The 22847-nt window shown below is 61.9% G+C and carries 26 protein-coding genes; 13 read left to right on the top strand and 13 right to left on the bottom strand.

The annotated features are described in order from the left end of the window. Positions 1-2 precede the first annotated feature (2 nt). Both EB231_RS20380 and EB231_RS20375 read right to left on the bottom strand, forming a co-directional pair. Positions 3-419 (bottom strand): hypothetical protein, encoded by a 417-nt coding sequence (locus EB231_RS20380; RefSeq protein ID WP_172350443.1) that lies wholly within the window; start codon positions 417-419, stop codon positions 3-5. Between the two features lie 24 nt (positions 420-443). Continuing rightward, positions 444-1151 carry a metal-dependent hydrolase gene (locus EB231_RS20375; RefSeq protein WP_172350442.1) on the bottom strand — a complete coding sequence of 236 codons (708 nt, stop codon included), beginning with the start codon at positions 1149-1151 and terminating at the stop codon, positions 444-446. Between the two features lie 124 nt (positions 1152-1275). On the opposite strand from EB231_RS20375, the gene ruvX reads away from it, so the two are divergent. Next, positions 1276-1782 carry a Holliday junction resolvase RuvX gene (gene ruvX / locus EB231_RS20370; RefSeq protein ID WP_172350441.1) on the top strand — a complete coding sequence of 169 codons (507 nt, stop codon included), beginning with the start codon at positions 1276-1278 and terminating at the stop codon, positions 1780-1782. Here the strand turns inward: ruvX and EB231_RS20365 are convergent. The 3 genes from EB231_RS20365 to EB231_RS20355 all read right to left on the bottom strand — a co-directional run bounded on the left by EB231_RS20365 (position 1700) and on the right by EB231_RS20355 (position 4336). After that, complete coding sequence (locus EB231_RS20365) at positions 1700-2041, bottom strand: DUF6105 family protein (protein WP_172350440.1); 342 nt, start codon at positions 2039-2041, stop codon at positions 1700-1702. The genes ruvX and EB231_RS20365 overlap by 83 nt on opposite strands. Then, entirely contained in the window at positions 2041-2589 is a 549-nt protein-coding gene (locus EB231_RS20360) for a hypothetical protein (RefSeq protein ID WP_172350439.1), read from the bottom strand. The genes EB231_RS20365 and EB231_RS20360 overlap by 1 nt, the downstream gene beginning before the upstream one ends. Positions 2590-2707: 118 nt before the next feature. Continuing rightward, positions 2708-4336 (bottom strand): DNA alkylation response protein, encoded by a 1629-nt coding sequence (locus tag EB231_RS20355; RefSeq protein WP_172350438.1) that lies wholly within the window; start codon positions 4334-4336, stop codon positions 2708-2710. 226 nt (positions 4337-4562) lie between these two features. Here EB231_RS20355 and EB231_RS20350 point away from each other — a divergent pair, with 226 nt between their 5' ends. The 4 genes from EB231_RS20350 to dprA are packed head-to-tail and all read left to right on the top strand — an operon-like array spanning position 4563 to position 8585. After that, positions 4563-5528: an aspartate carbamoyltransferase catalytic subunit gene (locus tag EB231_RS20350; protein ID WP_172350437.1), complete on the top strand. Its 966-nt coding sequence runs from the start codon at positions 4563-4565 to the stop codon at positions 5526-5528. Then, the gene (locus tag EB231_RS20345) at positions 5525-6811 is read left to right on the top strand and encodes a dihydroorotase (protein WP_172350436.1); all 1287 of its coding nucleotides are present in this window, start codon (positions 5525-5527) and stop codon (positions 6809-6811) included. The genes EB231_RS20350 and EB231_RS20345 overlap by 4 nt, the downstream gene beginning before the upstream one ends. Positions 6812-6867: 56 nt before the next feature. Beyond that, positions 6868-7455, top strand: a complete 588-nt coding sequence (gene plsY, locus EB231_RS20340) for a glycerol-3-phosphate 1-O-acyltransferase PlsY (protein WP_172350435.1) — start codon at positions 6868-6870, stop codon at positions 7453-7455. Next, on the top strand, positions 7452-8585 hold the full coding sequence (dprA, locus tag EB231_RS20335) for a DNA-processing protein DprA (protein WP_172350434.1): 1134 nt from the start codon (positions 7452-7454) through the stop codon (positions 8583-8585). Before plsY ends, dprA begins: the two co-directional genes overlap by 4 nt. A gap of 9 nt (positions 8586-8594) precedes the next feature. On the opposite strand, the gene EB231_RS20330 is transcribed toward dprA, so the two are convergent. The 5 genes from EB231_RS20330 to EB231_RS20310 form a co-directional block, all read right to left on the bottom strand. Continuing rightward, complete coding sequence (locus EB231_RS20330; protein ID WP_172350433.1) at positions 8595-8807, bottom strand: hypothetical protein; 213 nt, start codon at positions 8805-8807, stop codon at positions 8595-8597. Between the two features lie 45 nt (positions 8808-8852). Beyond that, complete coding sequence (gene otsB / locus EB231_RS20325) at positions 8853-9635, bottom strand: trehalose-phosphatase (RefSeq protein ID WP_172350432.1); 783 nt, start codon at positions 9633-9635, stop codon at positions 8853-8855. Then, the gene (locus EB231_RS20320) at positions 9635-11404 is read right to left on the bottom strand and encodes an alpha,alpha-trehalose-phosphate synthase (UDP-forming) (protein ID WP_172350431.1); all 1770 of its coding nucleotides are present in this window, start codon (positions 11402-11404) and stop codon (positions 9635-9637) included. Before EB231_RS20320 ends, otsB begins: the two co-directional genes overlap by 1 nt. A 107-nt stretch (positions 11405-11511) precedes the next feature. Next, a complete protein-coding gene (locus tag EB231_RS20315; protein WP_172352970.1) occupies positions 11512-13674 on the bottom strand; it encodes an amylo-alpha-1,6-glucosidase in 2163 nt (720 codons plus the stop codon). A gap of 35 nt (positions 13675-13709) precedes the next feature. Further along, on the bottom strand, positions 13710-14771 hold the full coding sequence (locus EB231_RS20310; RefSeq protein WP_172350430.1) for a glycosyltransferase family 4 protein: 1062 nt from the start codon (positions 14769-14771) through the stop codon (positions 13710-13712). Positions 14772-15050: 279 nt separating this feature from the next. Between EB231_RS20310 and EB231_RS20305 the strand changes: the two genes are divergently transcribed. The 6 genes from EB231_RS20305 (at position 15051) to EB231_RS20280 (ending at position 19443) form a co-directional block, all read left to right on the top strand. Continuing rightward, a complete protein-coding gene (locus tag EB231_RS20305) occupies positions 15051-15437 on the top strand; it encodes a hypothetical protein (RefSeq protein WP_246740687.1) in 387 nt (128 codons plus the stop codon). A 399-nt stretch (positions 15438-15836) separates the two neighbouring features. Continuing rightward, positions 15837-17459 carry a chaperonin GroEL gene (groL, locus tag EB231_RS20300; RefSeq protein WP_172350428.1) on the top strand — a complete coding sequence of 541 codons (1623 nt, stop codon included), beginning with the start codon at positions 15837-15839 and terminating at the stop codon, positions 17457-17459. Between the two features lie 240 nt (positions 17460-17699). Next, a complete protein-coding gene (locus tag EB231_RS20295) occupies positions 17700-18515 on the top strand; it encodes a universal stress protein (protein ID WP_172350427.1) in 816 nt (271 codons plus the stop codon). 18 nt (positions 18516-18533) lie between these two features. Beyond that, positions 18534-18851 carry a universal stress protein gene (locus EB231_RS20290; protein ID WP_246740686.1) on the top strand — a complete coding sequence of 106 codons (318 nt, stop codon included), beginning with the start codon at positions 18534-18536 and terminating at the stop codon, positions 18849-18851. A gap of 22 nt (positions 18852-18873) precedes the next feature. Continuing rightward, on the top strand, positions 18874-19140 hold the full coding sequence (locus tag EB231_RS20285; RefSeq protein WP_340163185.1) for a ChaB family protein: 267 nt from the start codon (positions 18874-18876) through the stop codon (positions 19138-19140). Positions 19141-19227: 87 nt separating this feature from the next. After that, positions 19228-19443 carry a hypothetical protein gene (locus EB231_RS20280; RefSeq protein WP_172350426.1) on the top strand — a complete coding sequence of 72 codons (216 nt, stop codon included), beginning with the start codon at positions 19228-19230 and terminating at the stop codon, positions 19441-19443. 113 nt (positions 19444-19556) lie between these two features. On the opposite strand, the gene EB231_RS20275 is transcribed toward EB231_RS20280, so the two are convergent. From EB231_RS20275 to EB231_RS20265, 3 genes are all read right to left on the bottom strand, one after another. Then, positions 19557-19961 carry a baeRF12 domain-containing protein gene (locus EB231_RS20275; RefSeq protein WP_172350425.1) on the bottom strand — a complete coding sequence of 135 codons (405 nt, stop codon included), beginning with the start codon at positions 19959-19961 and terminating at the stop codon, positions 19557-19559. Positions 19962-20161: 200 nt separating this feature from the next. Continuing rightward, on the bottom strand, positions 20162-20809 hold the full coding sequence (locus tag EB231_RS20270) for a BON domain-containing protein (protein ID WP_172350424.1): 648 nt from the start codon (positions 20807-20809) through the stop codon (positions 20162-20164). Between the two features lie 131 nt (positions 20810-20940). Then, positions 20941-21459: a pyridoxamine 5'-phosphate oxidase family protein gene (locus EB231_RS20265; RefSeq protein WP_172350423.1), complete on the bottom strand. Its 519-nt coding sequence runs from the start codon at positions 21457-21459 to the stop codon at positions 20941-20943. A 14-nt stretch (positions 21460-21473) separates the two neighbouring features. Between EB231_RS20265 and EB231_RS20260 the strand changes: the two genes are divergently transcribed. Together EB231_RS20260 and EB231_RS20255 are read left to right on the top strand one after the other, a co-directional pair. Next, the gene (locus tag EB231_RS20260) at positions 21474-21710 is read left to right on the top strand and encodes a hypothetical protein (protein WP_172350422.1); all 237 of its coding nucleotides are present in this window, start codon (positions 21474-21476) and stop codon (positions 21708-21710) included. Positions 21711-21821: 111 nt separating this feature from the next. Then, a complete protein-coding gene (locus EB231_RS20255; RefSeq protein WP_172350421.1) occupies positions 21822-22529 on the top strand; it encodes a CBS domain-containing protein in 708 nt (235 codons plus the stop codon). Positions 22530-22847 lie beyond the last annotated feature (318 nt).

Raw genomic sequence — 22847 nt, 5'->3', positions numbered from 1 at the left:
GATCAAGGCATGTTGACGCCCTCGCACCGATAGTAGCTGCCGCTGTTGCCGCTCGCCTCGCTTTCGTCATCGATCGGCCGGACCGACACGAGATCGAGCTGCGTCGGGCTGATCCGCCTCACCGACAGGACATCGGGAAAGACATAGCCCGGTTCCTGGCAAATGGCCGTCACCGCCCAGCTCGGCGAGCGTGTCGCCTTGCTGACCTGCACGAATTCGCAATTGTATTCGACGCCCTGCAGGCCATGCACGGAAAGCACTATGTTGCCGGCGTCGATCAACGTCTGCAGCGTGTCCTTCCTGGCCTGCGTGCAAAGCTCCTCGGACTGCAGATAGACGCCTTCGATAAAGTCATCCGCGGCAAGCGCGGGCGATGCCGCGACAAACATTGACACGCAAAGAGATCGTCGCAACACCATGGACTTGTTCCGCTTTGGCTGTTTCTAGATCGTAATCGCCTGGCCGATATCAGGCAATGCGACCTTCACGCCGGACCCTTCCAGGCCGGCCTCGAATTTCTCGGGCGTCGGATCGATCATTGGAAACGTGCCGAAGTGACAAGGCACGACCGTGTCGAACTTGAAGAAACGGCGACATGCAAGTGCCGCCACCGCGCCGCCCATGGTGAAACGGTCGCCGATCGGCACGATGCCGATCTTCGGCTCATGCAGCTCGTTGATCAGCGCCATGTCGGAAAAGATGTCGGTATCGCCCATATGGTAGAGCGTCCGGTCTTCCGGGAAATGCAGGACCAGCCCGCCGGGATTGCCGAGATAGACATTCTTGCCGCCCTCTTCGCCAAACGAGGAAGAGTGCAACGCCTGGACAAAGGTGGTGGTGAAGCCGCCGCAATCGACCGTGCCGCCGATGTTGCCGGGATTGATCTTGTTGCCGTCCACGCCCTTGCCGACCAGATACATGCAGATCTCGAAATTGGCGACCAGCTGGGCACCACTCTTGCCGAGCACTTCCAGCGCGCCGCTGATGTGGTCGCTGTGCCCGTGCGTCAGCAGGACATGCGTGATCCCTTCCGCCGGTCCTTCCCAGCCGCCCGTCCAGGATGGGTTGCCGATCAGATAAGGGTCGATGAGTATCTTGGCGTCAGCGGTTTCTATACGGAAGGCCGAATGGCCGTACCAGGTCAGTTTCATGTATGCATTCCTCGATTTTTGCCGGGCCAAAGGATAGAACGCCGATAGCCCCGAGATCAAAGGGTATAGTGTCCGCCGCCCATCCGGAAGGATGCGTGCCGCTGAAAAAGACAAGGGAAAACTGTTGGCTATCATCACGATTGAGCAATTGCCGGCACGGCTCGCCAATGGCAGGACGCTGGCGGGGCTCGATCTCGGCGACAAGACGATCGGCGTTGCGGTTTCCGACCGGGGATTCTCCTTCGCCCATCCACGCCCGGTCATCATGCGAAGGAAATTCTCCCTCGACGCCGCCGTGCTTCTGGCCTTGCTGGAGAAGGAGAATGTCGGCGCGGTTGCGATCGGGCTGCCGATCAACATGGATGGCTCGGAAGGTCCGCGCGCGCAGAAATCACGCGCCTTCGTACGCAACATGGCCCAACTGAGCGACCTGCCCTTCGTGTTCTGGGATGAGCGGCTGTCGACGGTCGCGGCCGAAAGGACGTTGATCGAAATGGATTTCTCGCGCGCCAAACGCGCCGGCAAGATCGACTCGGCCGCGGCCGCCTTTATTCTGCAGGGAGTTTTGGACCGGCTTCGGTCGCTCGATGCAGCCGAACGAACGGAACCTGGACCGCCCAACGCCGACTGATCCAGCCGGCGATTTCGCGACGGCGGCGGAACGCCCACAGGGCCAGCAGCAGAAGCCCGTCGAAGATGCACGTCTTCGCTACCATTCCAGGGATGATCGAGGGGTCGATGCCCAGCATCTGACCGTAGAGCTGGAAGAAGAAGTCGTGCGTTTGCCGGCTGAGCATGACGTAGCCGAAATTGAGGTCGTTGGCCGACAGATAGAACCAGCCCCAGAAGATCGCCATCGGGGCCGCCCACATTCCGAAGATATAACGCATCAGCGGCCTCCCTTCCCGTTCGGTCCAGTTCGGCCCGATATCAGGGAGAGCAGCGAATTATGGGCCGCTGCCTTCGCCATGCTGTGCGCCATGGCATGGAAATCCGCGTCATCGGACGCGGCCGCCGAGCGCCGCTCGGCGAGCATCGCGACATAGGAGGCCAGCAGCGCGGCCAGTTGCACCGCGACGACCATGAAAAGCCCGTTGATGCCCTGCGCGGCGCCACCGATCAGGATCATCGACAGCACGCCTGAAGCGGAAATGAAGGCCATGCGAACGACGCTGTCTGCGCCCGGGCTGGCCGCATCGTTGATCAGGGAATCGACAAAGGCCCAGAAGAACAGCACCGACACCACCAGCAATGCTGTCGCCAGCGGCGCGACAACGATGACATTCTCCAGATTGACGAACCGGGCGCTCTCGACCGTGACGCCGAGCACGCCGAGGGCTGCGGCCACGCCGCGGTTTCCATCGATGCAGATCAGTGCCAGCAGGGCGAAAACAATCGCCCAGTGCACAGACAGAAAGGAGGTCAATACGTGTCGCATCGTGGTTCCTGCTTCGGCAGGAATGACAGTGGGCTTTGCCGCCCGCCGTCGCAATGGAAACCATTTGTTAAGGTTAACGGCGATCCACAGGACGCACAGCGACCCGGCGGTTCCCGGCTCAGTTCACCGGCGGATAAAGCGTGTCGATGATCATGCGCGCATCGTGGCGCGAATCGAGCATGCCGTAGGTGTTGCGCCACTGGCCGGCCAGACGCGTTTCGACGAAGGCATCGGCAATCCGCCCTGCCCCCAGCCGTCGCAGTTCCGCCGCCGCTGCCGACAACGCCAGCTGTTCCGTCAGCAGACGGGCGGAGCCCTCATCGGTCGAAGCCACCTGCATCGCCGCCTTCAGCACGCCGATCGTGCCACGCCCGCCGGCGCCGAGGTCACGGTCGATTCCTGCCAGCACCTCTTCGAACAGGCCCGGCGCGCGGCCGAGCACACGCAGCACGTCGAGTGCCATGACGTTGCCCGATCCTTCCCAGATCGCGTTGACCGGGGCCTCGCGATAATAACGGGCGAGCGGCGCTTCCTCGACATAGCCATTGCCGCCGAGGCATTCCATAGCCTCGTAAAGCAGCGGCGGCGCGATCTTGCACACCCAGTATTTGACCACCGGCGTCATGGCGCGGGCAAACGCCGCCTCGCCGCGATCGCTCGCCGCCTCGTCGAAAGAGCGCGCCAGCCTGAACGACAGCGCGGTGGCCGCGGCGACATCGAGCGCCATGTCGGCCAGCACGCGCTGCATCAGTGGCTGCTCGATCAAGGTCGAGCCGAACACCTGGCGGTGGCGGGCATGATGAACCGCTTCCGCCAGCCCTGCCCGCATGATCGCCGAGGACGCCACGGCACAGTCGAGCCGGGTCAGGGTCACCATGTCCATGATCGTCTTCACGCCGGCGCCGGGTTCGCCGACCATCTCGCCGATGGCGTTGACGAATTCGACCTCGGACGACGCGTTGGAGCGGTTGCCGAGCTTGTCCTTCAGCCGCTGGAAGCGGAAGCCATTGCCCGACCCGTCGCCGAGAACACGCGGCACGAGGAAGCAGGACAGTCCCTCCGGCGCCTGTGCCAGCACCAGGAAGGCATCCGACATCGGCGCCGACATGAACCATTTGTGGCCGGTCAGGCGGTAGAAGCCGCTGCCGGCGCGTTCGGCCCTTGTCGTATTGGCGCGCACATCCGTGCCGCCCTGCTTCTCCGTCATGCCCATGCCGAGCGTCAGCCCGGTCTTCTCGACTGGCGGCTTCTGGCTCTGGTCGTATTTGCGCGTCGTGACCCGCGGCGCCCATTCGCGGAACAGTTTCGGGCTGGCCATCAACGCCGCCAGCGAGGCGCTGGTCATTGTGATCGGGCAGAGATGCCCGGTCTCCAGCTCCGCCGTCAAATAGAAGCGCGCGGCGCGCACCTGATGGCGGCGACCGATCTCGGCATCGCCATTTTCCCAGACCGAGGAATGCAGGCCATTCGCCACCGAACGGCGCATCAAGGCGTGGTAAGCGGGGTGGAATTCGACCAGGTCGATGCGTCGTCCCTGGCGATCATGCGTCCTCAGTTTCGGCGTCTCGACATTGGCGAGACGGGCCAGTTCCTGCGCCTCCTGCGTCAGCACGAAACGGCCGAGCCCGTCCAGGTCCTTGCGCACCGGGTCGGAAAAGCGCTCGGCAAGCTGGATCAGCAACGGATCGCCCCGCCAGGCGTTGCCGCCCGTCAACGGCGGCGGCTGGTTCGTTACGTCGTCGGTCACGCCCAATCCCTTTTATCGGTAGACCTTTATCGGTAGAAAGGTCCTTATCGTGCGAAAGCCACGAATCCGAGGCCCTCGGCTAGATATAGCCAAGCGTTGCCGCGCGCGCGACGAAAATACCGGCCGATTTAATCGGCTATCTACACGAAAAAAATGAGGAGAACGGCGTCAATCCAAAGCTGGCGCTTGCAGGCGCAAAATCCGCACCCTATAGCAGCGCCTTGAGATGACCGACGCTTCGTCCCTGCCACTCTACCCTCACCGCCATCTTCTGGGCATCAGCGATCTTTCGCCCGCCGACATCGAGCTATTGCTCGACCGGGCGGATCGGGCGGTCGCGATCTCGCGGCAGTCCGAGAAAAAGACCTCGACGCTGCGCGGACGCACCCAGATCAATCTCTTCTACGAAGCCTCGACCCGTACGCAGTCTTCGTTCGAGCTGGCCGGCAAGCGGCTCGGCGCCGACGTCATGAACATGTCGGTGGCGAGTTCCTCGGTGAAGAAGGGCGAGACGCTCATCGACACGGCGATGACGCTGAACGCCATGCGACCCGACATCCTGATCATCCGCCACCAGTCGGCGGGCGCGGCCGCCCTTCTGGCGCAGAAAGTCGGCTGCTCCGTCGTCAACGCCGGCGACGGCGCGCACGAGCATCCGACACAAGCGCTGCTCGACGCGCTGACCATCCGCCGCGCCAAGGGTCCGCTGTCGAAGCTGATCGTGGCAATCTGCGGCGATATCCTGCATTCGCGCGTGGCGCGCTCCAATATCATGCTGCTCAACGCGCTCGGCGCACAGGTTCGGGTCGTAGCACCTTCAACGCTGCTACCCTCCGGCATCGACCGAATGGGGGTGATTGTCACCCGGTCGATGGCCGAAGGCCTGAAAGACGCCGACGTGGTGATGATGCTGCGCCTGCAGCGCGAGCGGATGGAAGGCGCCTTCGTGCCTTCGGTGCGCGAATATTTCCGCTATTTCGGCCTCGATGCCGAAAAGCTGAAGGTGGCCAAGGACGACGCAATGGTCATGCATCCCGGCCCGATGAACCGCGGCGTCGAGATTGCCTCCGAAATCGCCGACGGTCCGCAAAGCGTCATCCAGGAACAGGTGGAGATGGGCGTTGCCGTGCGCATGGCGGTGATGGAAGCGCTGCTCGACCCCCGTCGCAATCAAGAGGGTCGCGACGCATGAGCACGACGGTCTTTGAACGCGCCCGCATCGTCGACCCCTCGCGCGGCATCGACGAAGTCGGCTCCGTCATTGTCGATGGCAAGAAGATCGTTGCCGCCGGCAAGGCGGCGTTGAACCAGGGCGTGCCCGAGGGAGCGACCGTCATCGACTGCGCCAACAAGGCGATCATCCCCGGCCTGATCGATGGCCGCGTCTTCATCGGCGAACCAGGTGGCGAGCATCGCGAAACCATCGCTTCGGCGAGTGTTGCCGCCGCGGCCGGCGGCGTCACCTCCATCGTCATGATGCCCGATACCGATCCCGTGATCGACAATGTGGCGCTGGTCGAGTTTGTGCTGCGCACCGCCAAGGACACGGCGATCGTCAATATCTTCCCGGCGGCGGCGATCACCAGGGGCCTCGATGGCCGCGAGATGACCGAGTTCGGCCTGTTGCGCGAGGCCGGCGCCGTCGCTTTCACCGATGGCCGCCACACCATAGCAAGCGCGCTGGTGATGCGCCGCGCCCTGACCTATGCCCGCGACTTCGGCGCTACGATCGTGCATGAAACGCAGGATGCCGACCTCGGCTCGTCAGGCGTCATGAACGAGGGCCTGTACGCCAGCTGGCTCGGCCTCTCCGGCATTCCGCGTGAAGCCGAATCCATCCCGCTGGAGCGCGATCTGGCTTTGGCCCGTCTGACGCGCGGTTCCTACCATGCGGCAAAGATCTCGACGGCGATGGCGGCAAGCGCCGTGACGCGCGCCAAAGCCGACGGCGCTGCCGTCACTTCAGGCGTGTCGATCCACAATCTGTCGCTCAACGAAAACGATGTTGGTGAATACCGCACCTTCTTCCGTCTGACACCGCCGCTGCGCGCCGAGGAAGACCGGCTGGCGATGATCGAGGCGGTCAGGGATGGCACGGTCGACATCATCGTCTCCTCGCACGATCCGCAGGATGTCGACACCAAGCGCCTGCCCTTCGCCGACGCCGCGGCCGGAGCCATCGGATTGGAGACGTTGCTTGGTGCGGCCTTGCGGCTCTACCACAATGGCGATGTGCCGCTGCTCCGGCTGATCGAAACCCTGTCCACCGCGCCGGCAAGGCTGTTCGGATTGGCCGGCGGCACGCTGAAGCCTGGTGCTGTTGCCGATCTTGCCCTTGTTGATCTCGACGAACCCTGGATCGTCAGTGAAAGCGGCATTCGCTCGCGCTCGAAAAACACCTGTTTCGAAGGCGCGCGCCTGCAAGGCAAGGTCTTGCAAACACTGGTCGCGGGCCGCACAGTGTACCCGGCATAGACTGGGAACGGGCGTCGAACCTGATCCGGTTGGCCCAGGAAAATGCGGGGGAAACAATGACTTACGGCCTGATCCTGGCATTGGTGTTCGGCTATCTCCTGGGCTCGATCCCATTCGGCTTGCTGCTGACCCGTGCCGCCGGCCTCGGTGACGTGCGCAAGATCGGCTCGGGCAACATCGGCGCCACCAACGTGCTGCGCACCGGCAACAAGGGCCTGGCCGCCGCGACCCTGCTGCTTGATGCGCTGAAGGGCACGGCCGCCGTGCTGATTGCAGGCCATTTCACGCCCGAAACGGCGGTCTGGGCCGGCCTCGGCGCCTTTCTCGGCCACCTCTTCCCGGTGTGGCTGGGCTTCAAGGGCGGCAAGGGCGTCGCGACTTATCTCGGTGTGCTGATCGGCCTTGCCTGGCAGGTGGCGCTGATCTTCGCCGTCGTCTGGCTGGTGATGGCCTTCCTGTTTCGCTTCTCCTCGCTGGCGGCGCTGACGGCGGCCGTCATCGTGCCGATCGCCCTGTATTTCATGAGCGCACCGCAAACAGCCGTCCTGTTCGTGGTGATGAGCATCATCGTCTTCATCAAGCACAGGGCGAACATTTCGCGGCTGCTTGCCGGCACCGAGGGCAAGATCGGAGCCAAGGGATGAGCGAGCCGGCCGCCGGGCCGCGCCTCAGCGACCGGCAGCGGCTGAGCTGGCTGCGGCTGATCCGCACCCAGAATGTCGGCCCCGCTTCCTTTCGCGATCTGATCAACCGCTTCGGTTCCGCCGAAGTGGCGCTGGAGATCCTGCCGGAACTGATGATTTCGGGCGGCGCCAGCCGGATCGCCCGCATTCCGTCGATCGCCGAAGCCGAAGCCGAGCTCGAGGCAGCTCGCAAGGCTGGCGCGCGTTTTGTCGGTATCGGCGAGCCAGACTATCCATCCTTGCTGAGAAGCATGGACAATCCTCCCCCGCTACTGGCGGTCAGGGGCAATGCAGCTGTGTTCCGGTTGCCGGGGGTTGCCATCGTCGGCGCCCGTAACGCATCGCTGGCCGGCATAAAGATGGCGCGCAAGCTGGCGGCCGATCTTGGCGGCGATGGCTACGGCATCATCTCCGGCCTGGCGCGCGGCATCGACACGGCGGCGCATCAGGGCAGTCTGGCGACCGGCACTGTCGGTGTGCTCGCAGGGGGCCTCGACCTGCCCTACCCGCCTGAAAACGCAAGCCTATGTGACGACATTGCCGAGCGGGGTGCCATCATCTCTGAAATGCCATTCGGCTGGCAGCCGCGCGCCCAGGATTTTCCACGCCGCAACCGGCTCGTCGCGGGGGCTGCCCTTGGGCTGGTGGTGGTCGAGGCGGCGCAGCGTTCAGGCTCGCTGATCAGCGCCAGGCTTGCCGGCGAAATGGGCAGGCTGGTCTTTGCCGTGCCGGGCTCCCCGCTTGATCCGCGCGCCGCGGGATGCAACGGCCTGCTCAAGGACGGCGCCACGCTGGTCACCGAGGCATCTGATATTTCCAGGGCGATCGCACCGTTGACCGGCATGCGGGCGCCTGATGTGCCGCCGTTTGAAGACCCGCCCGACTTTTCGGCCACCCCGCCGCCCGGCGAAAGTGACCGCGCACGCGTCATCGAGGCGCTCGGCCCGACGCCGGTGTCGGTCGACGAAATCATCCGCCACACCGGCTTGCACCCGGCCCAGGTGTTCATGATATTGCTGGAACTCGACCTTGCCGGTCGGCTCGAACGCCATGCCGGAGGCAATGTTTCGCTGGTTTTCGGGGACGGTTGAGCGCAACGATCAATGGCGGTTGCCGCCCTTCTCCCCGGCCTCGGCATAATCCGTTGTGTTGGCTCCAAACAAATCGTTCTCGACAGCCTTGCGCCAGACTGCGTCGGCATCTTCGGGACGCAACGGCTGAGCTGCCGTCTTGGCGTCACCGCTTTGCGGCTCAGAGCGCCGCCGCAGCCAGGCGGGCATGATTTCCCGGATGAGGCTGGTCAGTTGGGTCATTGCAGACTCCTTCCATGCGCGGGAACGGCTTGGGTGCAATCCGGTTCATTTGGCCATTGCGGCTAGCGTGGCCACGGTCTCGCGTCTGCTCATCACGTCCAGCCAGGCCAAGGCGGCGTCTACGCCGGCCAGCGCAAAAGGTGCCGCTGTCGATCCATACGGCTTTATGCGAACGGAGATGCCGTCCAATTCGTTGACGACCTCGAACCCGTTCTCGTCTGAAGTATCGTCACCGAGGAACACCGGTCGGCGTCCCCTGAAAGCCGGAATTTGCATGAAGCGTCTTATGGCTGCTCCCTTCGCCGCCTCCAGCGGCATCAGTTCCACACCGGCATTTCCGGCCAGGACCCGATATCCCGCAGGTAACTTGTCCAGGGCCTGTTCGACCAACTGCGTCGCCCGCTGCAGCAAATGCGGCGCCGCGCGTGTATGAATGGCAAGGATCGGTCCCTTGCGTTCGATGTAGACGTCCGCATTGTCCAGTTCCGTCGCGATTTCGTTGGCAAGCGCTGCGATGTCGGCCGGTTCGCCGGCCGCTTCGACCGGACCATCGCGCGCCAGCCTGTGCTCGAGGCCATAGAGCCCGGCGGCGCGCAATCTGAGGGGTTGGAAGAGATGGTCGACGGCGGCGATCGACCGTCCCGTGATGAACGCCAATGCTCCGTCCAATTGCGCTTCTAGCCGTGTCAACAGCACGCGCAACTCCTCACTGACAACCACCGCATCGGGATGCGCGGCATGTTCGAGAAGCGTGCCATCGATATCGAGGAACAGGCTCCATGGACCTTGCGGGACGACGGGTTCTGGCAGGTTTGGCGATATCGACATCACAGCGCCGCCACACGTCTGCGATCAAGCAGCGATATCACATTGCCAGGGGGCGCCGGAGCGACGCCGACGGCACGATCGACCGCATCACGCTTGCGTAGGCGCGCGGCATCGAGAAGCATGCTGCCCGCCCACCGATAGACATTGTTGTCGCGCACGATCTCGCGCATGCGTCGCATGCGCTGGAGTTGCTCGTCCTCGGACATGGTCAGGGCCTGCAGCAAGGCGTCGCCCATCATCGCCGCGTCATAGGGATTGACGATCAGCGCCTCCAGCAGTTCCTTGGAGGCGCCGGCGAACATGCTGAGCAGCAGCACACCTTGTTCATCCTCACGCGCCGCAACAAACTCCTTGGCGACCAGGTTCATGCCGTCATGCAGGCTGGTCACTGTGCAGACATCGGCCGCACGGTAGATCTCGTAGACTTGGTCTTGCGAGTGATGCTCCGTCACCATCAGAACGGGCGTGTAGCCTTCGCGACCATGGCGCTGGTTGATATCCTCGGCATGGCGCAGGCATTCCTCATACAATTGTTGATAGGCGGGAAGAGTGCCGCGGCTGGGCGCCGCGATCTGCAGGAACGCCACCTTGCCGATCCATTCCGGATGAAGCGTCAGCAGTTCATCGAGCGCATTGAAGCGATCGAGGATACCCTTTGTATAGTCGAGACGTTCGACGCCAACGCACAGTTTGACATTCTCAGTCAGACCGAATCTCTCACGGACACGCAGGCGGCATTGCGCCACGTCAGGCAGTTTGGCCAGTTGCGCCGGCGGCCATTCGATTGAAATCGGATAGGCATGAACCAGGCTGATCTGGCCGCCATAGGAGATGGCCGAGTCCTCGCGCTCGATCCTGCTCTCCAGGAAGCGGTCGACGCTGTCGATGAAGTTGTTGCAATGAAACTGGGTGTGAAAACCAACGATCGAACTGCCAAGCAGCCCCTCGAGGATCTTCTCGCGCCACGGGCAGATGCTGAACACCTCCGAATTGGGCCACGGAATATGCCAGAAGGTGATGATGATCGCCTCGGGCAGGCGTTCCCGGACCATCCGCGGCAGCAACGCGAAGTGGTAGTCCTGGACCAGCACGATCGGCCGCTCGTTACGGGCCTCCGCGACGACGGTGTCGGCGAACTTGCGGTTGACCGCCTCATAGGCTTCCCAATCCGAGGCACGGAATATCGGCCGGGTGAACGCTATATGGCACAGCGGCCAGAGACCTTCATTGGCAAAGCCGAGATAATAGCCTTGCTGTTCTTCCTCGCTCAGCCAGACACGGCGCAGCGTGTAGGAAGGATTGTCGGGCGGCACCTCGATCCGGTCGTTCTTGTCGACCACAAGCGCGTCGGCTGAACCGCCGCCATAGGCGATCCAGGTGCCTGCACAGGCCCGCGTGATCGGTTCCAGGGCGGAGACCAGGCCGCTGGCGGGTACGACCAGTTGGATGTCGTCGCCCTCGCGGTTGTGGATATATGGCTCGCGATTCGAGACGACGATCACCTGGGCATCGGGAAGTTCGGTTGCCAGGATATGACGCAGCGTTTCGGGCGACCACTGCACCAGTGCCGCGGCCGCCGACTGCCCATTTTTCTCAAATTCCGGCAAAGAGCTGCGAGCGGGTTCAACGTCCGCGGCGGCAATCCTGTTACCCTTGCGCGCCCGCACTTTCATCGTCACCAATACAACAGCCAGGACGACGACAGCTGCAAGAATGAAGAGCCACAAGGCGAATACGGGAACGGCCAGGTACAAACTGTTGTCGGGCATTGAAATCGATTACCTTTCAATGGGATGCCGAAACAACTCCATCTGATGGAGCTTCGACGCCCATAGCTGGTGGTCAAACGCCCGCGGCGCCTGATGGTTCCGATTTTTCAGCTCCTGACCACGAGCGGCACCAGCCCCTCATGAGGTTCGGCAAGGAAGGCTCCGACACGGTCCCCCACGCGCTGGAATGTCAGATCCACCGACGCCTGCCCTACCGAAAGATGGCGAATGACGAGGTTGTCGATGCCGATCGGCAGGCGCGGCCGGGTTACATGGATCTCGCCTGTCCAGCCATCGATCTGAAGGCCGAGGCACGATTGCATGAGCATGAAAGCGGAGCCGGCGGACCAGGCTTGCGGCAGGCAAGCCACCGGATAGGCAATCGGTGCCTCGCCGGCCGCGCGCGTGAAGCCGCAAAAGAGTTCCGGCAGCCGCATGTTGAAGTGAACGGCGGATTCGAAAGTGCCGCTCATCAGCCGCACCACGCTGTCGCGGCTGCCGTATCGCGCCAGTCCGGCCGCGCAGATCGCCGTGTCGTGCGGCCAGATGGATCCGTTGTGATAGGACATCGGATTGAAGAAGATCGCGTCGTCCGCCAGCGTTCGCAGTCCCCAGCCGGAATGGAACGAGGCCGATAGCAGCTGGTCGGCGACCATGCGCGCGCGGTCCGGTTCGGGAAGGCCGACATAGAGCAGGTGACCGGCATTGGATGTGCGCACCTTGCAGGGTTGGCCGTCGCCATCCAGCGCCAGCGCATAGTAGCCAAGCTCCTCGATCCAGAAATGGCGCTCGACTTTTTGCCGAATGGCGTCGGCGCGTATTTCCCAGTTTTCCGCCCGCTCCGTCTCACCGCGCAACCGTGCCAGTTTCGCCAACCCCTGGAATGCCGCAAAGACGTAGCCCTGTACCTCGACCAGCGCGATCGGTCCCTTCGGAATGCGGCCATCGGCGTGAAAGACGGAATCGAAACTGTCCTTCCATCCCTGGTTGGCAAGGCCGGATTCCGCAGCGCGCTGATAGGTGAGGAAACCCGTCGAGCGGCTCGCTGTTTCGATCCACTCGGCCGCGGCGCACAGCGAGGGCCACAGCGTATCTATGAAGGCTATGTCCCCCGTGCGGTCCGCATAGGCGCAGGCAAGATGGATATAGAGCGGCGTCGTGTCGACACCGCCATAATAGCGCCCGAACGGCAGTTCGCTCAGCGCCACCATCTCACCCTTGCGCGTCTCGTGCATGATCTTGCCGGGTTCGGAATCGCTGAAGGGAGAGGTCTCGGTCGCCTGGTGCTGGGCGAGAAACGCCAGGACGCCGCGCGCCAGACCAGGATTGAGCCAAAGCATCTGCAAGGCTGAAATCACGCCATCGCGGCCAAAGGCGGTGGAGAACCAGGGAATGCCGGCATAGGGATAAGGTCCGGTAGCCAGTTCCGTGGTGAGCAGCGCGACATCGGCGCGAGCCCGCGCCATCCAGTCATTGAAAACGCGGCCCGAACTGTGCAGCGTCGCGCCATGTCGACGTTTGGCGCGCATGCCGAAACGAGCACGGGCGGCAGCAGCGCGAAATCGCTGGCTTTCGGGGTTAGCATCCGTCTCGTTGCCCACTTCCACGTAAAGCGTCTGGCTGCTGCGCTTGGTGACGGCGATGACAAAATCCGCCTGGTCGGAGGTCAGTTGATCGGGCGTCTGCGAAAACGAAATCGCCGATGTCCGCACCACGCTGTCCAGGCCTTCGTAGCGGAGCACGACCGCGCTCTTGGCGATCTCGGCCGTATGGGCCGTTCCACGCCTCGAGCGGGTCGAGCCGCGAACCTCGAACATGTCGCGAAAATCAGCAGCAAAACGCAGCGACAGCAGGATCGTCGAATGCTCCCGGCTGTAGTTGGACAGCGTTATGCGCTCATACAGCCTTTCCTCCCACAGCAGCCGGACGCGCTCGATGTGGATAGCGCCTTGCGGTATCTGGCGGCCCGCGGCGCTCTCGATCGGCAGATTGGTGAGGTTGGTGGTGAACAGCACGTTGTCCTGGCTGAGCGACGCGCCAAGCAACGACGTCGACCGCCCGCCAACGGTGAGGCGAAATTCGGAAAGTACGCGCGTGTCGTCGCGGAAGAATCCGTCGCCGACCCCGCGTATGTCGCCATAGGCGTCGGCGACGACAAAGCAGTCGCCATGCTTGAGCGCGAAAAGACGATGCGGCTCCCTGGGCGCGGTTTCGTCCAGGGAAGCCAGTGCTATGGCAGGATCAAGCTTGCGCTCGTCGAGATGGGTTATGGTCAAAAGATCGTCCCGTACTGGTTTCGAACGGGCTATGAGGCTCTGCTTTGCTCATGGCCGTTGTTCAGCCGCGAATAAGCCGCGACGTAGTCCCTGGCCATCCTGTCGGCTGAAAACCGCCTTTCGAACACCGCCCTTATGCGCCGCCTGTCGAGTTGCAGGAGAGCCGGCATCGTGGCGACAGCATCTTCGATCGTTTCGACGACGAAGCCGGTAACTCCATAATCGATGATCTCGGGCATGGCGCCGCAACTCCAGGCCATGACCGGGGTTCCGCAGGCCATGGCCTCGATCACGGCAAGGCCGAAGGGTTCGGGCCAATCAATGGGAAACAAGAGGGCGGCTGCGTTGCCAAGAAATCTGCTCTTCTGATCCTCGCCGATCTCGCCGACATATTCGACCCTGTCGCCATCGATCATCGGCTGGACGACTTCCTCGAAATAAGCGCGATCGCCATCACCGACCTTGGCCGCAAGTTTGAGTTTCAGCCCGGTGCGGCGGGCGATTTCGATCGCTCGGTCCGGTCGCTTGTCGCGCGACATCCTGCCGAGAAACGCAAGATAGCCGCCATCCGAGCCTGCCTCGAAATCGGGTTCGTAGAGATCGACCGGCAATCCGTGATGAATCGTCGCCAGCCAATTCGCGGACGCGAACCGCGCCCGCTGGCTGCGGGATATGGAAATCATCGGAAACCGCGGGAACCGGTCGTAGGCTTGTGCGAGGTCGGCGTAATCCAGCCTGCCATGCGGCGTCGTCACTGTACGTTGCGGGATCCCTCGGAAGAACGGGAAATGCAGGAAATGACTGAGATGGAAATGAATGACGTCGAAATCGTCGGCCCGTTTCCTCACCTCGTCGAGCATCGATAGATGCGCCGCGATCTCGGATTTCAATGGACGCGGATCAAGACGAAGGGCCCGCTCGCGGCATGGCACGAGCCTGGCGGAGGTCTTCGTGTCGCCACTGGCGAACAACGTCACATCGTGGCCGAGGGCGACGAGAGCCTCGGTCAGGTAGGAAATGATGCGCTCGGTGCCGCCATAGAGCCTTGGAGGTACGGATTCATATAGTGGCGCGACGTGGGCAATCTTCATGGCCCGGCCTTCCCTCAATGAGCTGGTCATGCAGTGGAAATGCCTCAGCCGCAGGATCGTTCCGGCCTCATTCGCAGATGCGTCAAATGGTCGGGAGCCTTTGACGTTCGATCGAGCCGCCCTATTTCATTTTGGCTGCCGAGTTGCACTCAGCTTAAGGAGGCCTAGGTGCAGGAGCCCAGGGATATCGCGGCCCGACGCCTGAGTATGATCATCGAACAATATGTCGAGGCCAGAAAACGGCGTTATGGCTTCGTATCGACGGATCAGGCTGCCAGGGTGATCCGCAGGATGCTGAAACCAGCGGACCCAGCCCTTTCCGATCGCAAGCTCGACGATATGGTCGCCGCACTCGCGGTGAAGAACGGCCTGGCGGTCGTCTTCGATCGCGGCGCCAGGGGACCGGCTGATGGCACCGAGGCCGACCTGAACAGAAAGGAACCGACCATGCGAGCGCCAGCGGAGACTCCGGATGTTGCCAGCGCGGTGGATGCCATTCTGGGCACTCAAACCGCCCCACTTTCCCAAACCGCCCCACTTTCGATGAGCGCTGTGATCTCGCTGCTGCGCGAACGGACCGGCACCAAGCGATCGGACGCGGATCTGGAAGGCCTGATCGCCAAGAAGGCCGCGGTCCTGGACGTGCATCTGTCGCGGAACGGCTGAGCGGTCGATCGCGGCGCAAGGTTTAACAACGGCGCCAGCGTGATATGAAAATCGGAAGCACTAAAGTACACGTCCGCCGCGGATGCGTTTTATCGCAACAGATTGCTCAGACTCACTCCTCCCTATTCGTTTGCATAGCTGCTCTGCTGGCGATCGGCTTGGCCGAGCCCCTCAACGCCTTGATCGCGGCAACTTGTTTCACTGACGTTTTGGGACCCGTTCGATAGCGAATTCGGGCTGTGTGGCATGGCTGTTATCCAAGCTGCGTTGACAGCCACCCAACAGGAAACGGGTCTACTTTGATCCTCGTCAACCTGGGCTGACGCTTGGATTGATGCGTATCAAAGCCGGCTGACCTCATCCCTGTTAGCCAAGACGCATCATAGCTCGGAGGCGATCATGGCTCACAAACAGGTATTGTTTCGTTCAGCAGCGCGCGAAAAGATTCTTCGTGGCGCAACCCAGCTCGCCGACGCCGTACGCGTGACGCTCGGGCCGCGCTCGAAATCGGTTCTGATCGAAAAGAAGTGGGGCGCTCCCATCGTCTGCAATGACGGCGTGACCATCGCGAAGGAATTCGACCTGAAGGACCCCGAGGAGAATCTTGGCGCGCGGATGCTCAGGCAGGCAGCCGAGAAGACCGGGGACATGGTCGGTGACGGCACCAGCACGTCAACCATCCTGGCCCACGCGATGTTCGCCGACGGGGTGCGCAATGTCGTTGCCGGCGCCAGCGCGATCGACATCAAGAAAGGTCTCGATCGTGCAACAAAACGGGCGATCGACACACTCAAGCAGATATCTCGGCCGGTCTCGACCCGTCGCGAAAAGGAACAGGTGGCAACGATCTCCGCGCACAACGATCCCCTCATCGGCCAGTTGGTCGGCGAAGCAATGGAGAAGGTCGGCGGCGAAGGTGTCATCACGGTCGAAGAATCGAAGACCACGGAAACCGTCCTCGACGTCGTCGAAGGCATGCAGTTCGACCGCGGATTCCTGTCGCCCTATTTCGTGACCGATCCGGAGAAGATGGAAGCGGTCCTCGAAGATGCGCTCGTGCTGATCGTCGAAAAGAAGATCGCTTCGCTGAATGATCTTATCAAGCTGCTTGAAGCCGTGGCGAAGTCCGGTTCGCCCTTGCTGGTGATCGCCGAGGAAGTCGAAGGCGAGGCCCTTGCGACGCTCATCGTCAACCAGATCCGGGGCACCTTCAAGAACTGTGCCGTAAAGGCACCTGGCTTCGGCGATCGCCGCAAGGCCATGCTGCAGGACATTGCCATCCTGACCGGCGGCCAGGTCATCTCCGAAGACCTCGGGCTCAAACTGGAAAATGTGACCATGGAGCAGTTGGGGCGCGCGAAGCGCATTGTCGTCGACAAGGACAATACGACGATCATCGGCGGCAGCGGAGATGCAAAGGCGATCAAGGGCCGTGTTGAGCAGATTCGGCGCGAGATCGACAACACGACGAGCGACTATGATCGCGAAAAGCTGCAGGAGCGGCTGGCCAAGCTTGCGGGCGGCGTCGCCGTCATCAAGGTCGGCGCGCCGACAGAGGCCGAGATGAAATCGAAGAAGGAAGCGCTCGACGATGCCATCAGCGCCACGAAGGCCGCGGTCGCCGAAGGTATAGTGCCAGGCGGCGGGCTTGCCCTCTTGCGCTGCATCGCGACCGTGGCTGACGAGGAGCAGCATTGCGAGGGCGACGAGCGGACCGGCGTACAGATCCTCAAGCGCGCGCTGGAAGCACCAGTCAGGCAGATTGCAGAAAATTCAGCAGTCGACGGCGGGGTCGTCATTGCCAAGATGATTGAAGGCATCGGCAATTTCGGCTTCGATGCGGGCCGCAAGGAATACGTCGATCTCGTCGAGGCCGGGATCATCGACCCGACCAAAGTGGTGCGCATCGCTCTGGAAAACGCCGTCTCGGTCGCGAGCGTTCTGCTCTTGACGGAAGCGACCATGACCGAAATTCCGGAACCGGCGAAAGAACGCGCTCTCGAACCAGAGATGACTATGTAATACCGCGCGAAACGTCGTTGCCAAGACAAACTCGATGATGATTTCGGCGCAGCAATGCCGCGCTGCCCGCATTCTCATTCAAGTGGCTTGTTCTCTCTTGGCTACTGCGTCCGGCGTCTCGCAAGCCGGCGATGACGATGTGCCCTGACGGACTTACAAGATATGCGGACTTTGATACGCATCAAGGCGCGAGATCGGACCTCCGGTGATCTTGCAACAAATCTCATCGGAGGCACGGAAATGATCTTCAACACCATCATGGTTCAACTCGACGTCGATTCTCCGGCTGCGCCGCGAGCGACCTATGCGCTGGAGTTGGCGCGGCGCTTCGAAGCTACGCTGATCGGTTTCGCCGCAGCCGATTCATACGTGTTTGTTCCGGGTGACGATGGCGGCATGGCGGCGGCGGAAATCATGCGTGAGCGCCGGATCGAGATCGAGGATCGCCTGAAGATTCTGAAGGAGGAATTCCTGAGCCTCGTCGGAGACGACGCCACATGGCGTGAAGAGATCGGGGACCCGACACGTCTGCTCGCGATGCATGCCCGCGCCGCCGATCTCGTCGTGACGGGAACGCCGGTCTCCGGCGCTGATCACCACCGGGTGGTCGACATCGGAACATTTGTGCTGTCGGCCGGACGGCCTGTGCTGATTGCGGCCGACCGGCTTGTCCCACCCGACCCCAAGAACGTTCTGGTCGCGTGGAAGGATACCCGCGAGGCTCGGCGAGCAGTCACCGATGCATTGCCCTTCCTGACCGGCGCACAAGATGTGCTCGTGGCGACGATCGAAGAACAGAACCAGAGAGATGCGCGCGAAAGTGTCAGCGACGTCGTCCGGTTCATGATGAGGCACGGCATCAAGGCGAGATCGGAAGTCCTGGACTCGGATCATAAGGATGCTTGCGAAACCATCATCGAACTCGCCCATGGCATGGGTGCCGATCTTGTCGTCGCCGGTGGCTACGGTCATAGCCGGCTGCGCGAATGGGCCTTTGGCGGCATGACCCGCTCCCTGCTCAGGAATGGCTCCGTCGACCGCTTGTTCTCGAACTGACGCGCTGAATGCAGCGCGGTGACCGACACCGTGCCGCTGATGGCGATGGCAAACGAGGCGATCGTGGTCACGGTCGACTCAGAGCCCAGCGACAGGACCGGGGCCGGCATCAACGATGTCGCGACCTTCATGGCAACGCATGGCATCACGGCGCGCACCGAAGTGCTGAAGGCCGATGACGAGAGCGACGAGCTGGTCGACTTCCTGAGCTCCGCCAACGCAGACCTGGTCGTGTCAGGCGCCTACGGGCACAGTCGGATCAGGGAATGGGTATTCGGCGGCGTTACCCGCCCGCTGCTCGACGACAGCCGGCTCTGCCGCTTCATGTCAAGCTGATCGTCCGCGACGGCCACGTCCGATGTTCATCGGCCACATCCCAGCCATGGGCGTTGGCTTGGCTGCAGTGAGAATGGCAATGCCCTATGCGACCGAGAAGGATCTTCCACCGTCTGTCAGGGCGCACCTGCCCCTGCATGCGAGGGAGATCTTTCGCGCTGCTTTCAACAGCGCCTGGGACGAATATGCCGACCAAGGCGAAAGGCGTGAAGAGACTGCCTACCGCGTCGCTTGGGCTGCCGTGAAGCGCCTTTATCGAAAGCAAGGCAAAGGCTGGGTGCTCATTTGAGCCCGCGCAGTTTGATCGAAATCAAAACCATCCGTGTCGTGTTCATTCATATGATTTCAAAACAGGCGCTTAATTAATACGGGTTCAATGACTCACATCGTCGCGGGGCTTCTCAATGCGTGCAACGCTGAAAAGAACAAGGGAGCGGATTTTCCAACGATCTGGAAAAACATCCTGAAGGTGCACCCTTACGTCGCGGGATCGCCGATCCAGGACAGCGGCGAGAATGGGCCCATGTTGAAAATTCCCCTGATCACCGGTCAGTTTCTCGTCTTCCTTGGCTCGAGCTTCTCACTCCTCTAAACCGGGATGCGTTCAAATTGAACTGAGCATCCAATCCGCCCAAAGTCGCCATGCTAAAAGGTTCTCGACGATAGTCGAGATCGGCAGGGTTTGGTCGATGATCTGGGCGGGGCTCAAGCCGCCGCCAACGTGTTCTCGATCGCCCCGGCGGGATGTTTCGCGAGATCCTTGGCCAGCTCGCCCACCAGCTTTGCTTTCAGCGAAGGCTGAAAGTGCTTGCGCAGTTCGCCCAGCGTGCGCGGATCGGCGATCACCACCACATGCTGGAACGCTTCCGCCAGCGCTTCGCGATTGAGATAGGCTGCCACGGTGGCGGCAAAGTCGTCTTCCCGCAGGCGGGAATCATCGGGATTGGCCGCGGAACTGCGATGCCGTCCGCCCGAGCCCGTGTTAGCCGAATGCAGCATCGGTTCGGGCAATTCCACCAGGTCGATCCGGGGTTCGGGGCTCTTGTTGCGGAAGAGACGCAGGTTCTCGCCGTCGGTGACCGCGATGATAGTGCCATTAGCCAGAATCATTTTGTTTCTCCTTTGACACGGTCTTGATCGAGGTCCAACGCACTGCCTCGCCATCCTTGGCAACGATCTTCGTCGCCTCGTGAACTGGAAGAGCGCGCCCTCTTCCTCCGAGCGTGCTTCTCTTAACCGAATACGCACCGCGCGCTGCATCGGCGTGGCGGCAACTCATGGAAGCCGCCGCGCCGGCCTTGTCGGCCTCATCAGATTATGGAAATCCGATCGTCCACCGCCCGGACGCCCGGCGACGACCAGGCGGCACGCTCGGCTGCCTGGCGCTCGGACCAAGCCTTGACCTTGCCTTCAAGGGTAACCTTGCCATCCAGAACGATGACGCGGATCGCCTGGGCTTCGATTTCCGCATCACGTTTCAGCGCGTCCTCGATGCGCTTCTTGACGTCGGGCACCGAGGCACGAGGGGTGACTTCGATCTGATTGGCAATACCGACAACGCCGGCCAGCCCGCGCACCGCCTCGGCCGCCGCGTTCTTCTGGTACTGCCATTCAACTTTCCCGGTCAGCGTGATCCAGCCGTCCTGGACCTTGACCTGCACCTTGTCCCTCGGGATGGAGACGTTCCAGGTGACCGCATTGACCGCACGTTTGGCGATCTCGTCGTCCGCGGTCCCCTTCTGGCCAATCAGCCGGACTTCGATTTCCTCGGCGAGACCCTTCACGCCCTTGACCCGCTTGACCACATTTTCGGCGGTGGTCTTTTCCCAGTAGGAAGAAACATGTCCGGTAAGGGTGACGATGCCATCTTCCACGGCGACGCCGATGTGTGCAGCGTCGATGCTCGGCTCGAATTCCAATTCATCGAGAATGTTCTGACGCAACGTTAAATCCGTCATGGTCTGTCTCCTGTTTGTTGAGCGGACTTCTCGCCCGCAGCGTCAACAAAAAGCATCTTTTGCGCCCTTGCTCATTGATCCGGCTCAATGCCGCGTCGGATAGTCAGCTGCTTGGTCGATCGACGCGATCGTCAAGAGCTGGCGGGAGTGCCCACGAGCCAATGGTGTCGCATGCTGTCCAGGGTCTCGGCGATGTCATCGGCCTCGACTTTGACGAGGTCGGTGTGACCAAAACCCAGGGAATAGTCGAGCACAGAGACGATCGTGGGCCGTACTCTGAACAGCTTCACAGGTACGGACTCACTGGGCTGGACAGCCGAAATCTGCGGGAAGCGCTGCACCATCATGCGTCCGATTTCCGTGAGTTCGGAAGGCAAGGCGACCTCCGTCGCGGTCGCCGCCATCGACAACCCCTTGATCTCCAGCCAGTTCTCATAGGGTGCGGTCAGGGCCACCGAAACGCGCGGATCGCGAGAGATATTCATGGCCTTTTGCGAGCTGGCTCCGCAGCCGAAATAAAGCAGCAGACCATCATGGGCGAACGAGACGACCGTCGCCTGTGGCGAGCCATCGGAGCGGGTCGTTGCTATCGTCATGTCCATGCAACGCGCCAGGATGTCGATCATCTTCTGCTGAAGCTTGTGTTTCATGACACTCTCCTCGTTTGTTCAAATGGGCCAGCATCTCGGCCTGCGTCGCCTTCACGCCGCCGCACCAACTCGGCGGTTCGCCGCAACGGCGCGAAGTCGTCAGGCGTCAGCGTTTCCTTCTCGAGCAGCAGGAGGGCGGCCACGACGTAGCCGATGTTGAATTTATGCTCATTGCCCATCGTTCGACGCTCGAACCAGATTTTGCAGGATTGGATTTGAAAACTGCAACCTCGGTCGGGATCCTGCCTTGACGCCGGTCAAAGCGCCCGCCTGCCCAGGGAATAGGATGAGGTCAGCTATTCCATGCTGTCGCGATCCCTCGGCGGCAAGCCGAACAAGTCTAGATTTCGAAGGAGACGAACGTGCAAGCCTCATCGATAATGACTTCCCCCGTCATTGGCGTCGAACCGTCCGCATCGATCGCCGACGCGGCCGGATTGATGCTCTCGCGCAAGATCAGCGGCCTTCCCGTCATCCGCAGCGATGGCGTGCTGGTCGGGATTGTCAGTGAAGGCGATTTTCTGCGCCGCAGCGAGCTGGGCACGAAACGCAAGCGCTCACGCTGGCTGGAGTTTCTCGTCAGCCCAGGACGTGTCGCCGAGGAGTATGTCCATGCCAACGGCCGTCGGGTCGACGAGGTAATGTCCGAACAAGTCGTCACGACATCCCCTGAAAGCGCATTGGAGGACGTCGTCGAACTCATGACGCGCCACCAGGTCAAACGCATTCCGGTGGTCGAGGGCGGAAAAGTTATCGGCATCGTCACACGTTCCGATCTTCTGCGCGCATTGCTTCGCTCTCTTCCAAAGGGCGACTCGACGGTGGCAACCGACGAACAGATTCGTCAGAAGATCGTTGCGGAGCTTGCGGCGCAGCCATGGGCTGGAACAGACATGATCCATGTCAGGGTCGACAAAGGGATTGCCGAGCTGAACGGCGCGATCCTTGACGAGCGCGAGCGTCAGGCCGCGCTTGTCGCGGCAGAAAATGTTGCCGGCGTGAAATCCGTGACCGATCATCTGTACTGGGTCGAGCCTCTGTCCGGCATCGTGGTCGACCCGCCAGCTTAAGGCAGTACTGCCAACTGAGCTTGGCCGCGCGATCGGAAGCCGGCAAGCCGAGAGCCAGAATTGATCTGGCACGAGGTCACAGGCGCTTGCAGCAGCAACGCGTGGCCATTGCCCGCGCCTTGGCGATGAAACCGTTGCTGGTGCTCGCCGATGAACCGACCTGCAATCTCGACACGGCCTCGGCCGATGCTGTCTTCGACTTGATGCGGCGCTTCAACACAGAGCGTGGGAAGATCTTTTATCATCACCCACAATCACGATCTCACCGGCCGTTGCGCCCGCATCATCCAAGCCGTCGACGGCAGGACCCTTCCGTCT

It is taken from the genome of Mesorhizobium sp. NZP2298 (assembly GCF_013170825.1).
GTDB lineage: Bacteria > Pseudomonadota > Alphaproteobacteria > Rhizobiales > Rhizobiaceae > Mesorhizobium.
The sequence above is the reverse complement of the archived record's forward strand: the minus strand, read 5'-3'. Positions and strand labels throughout refer to the sequence as shown.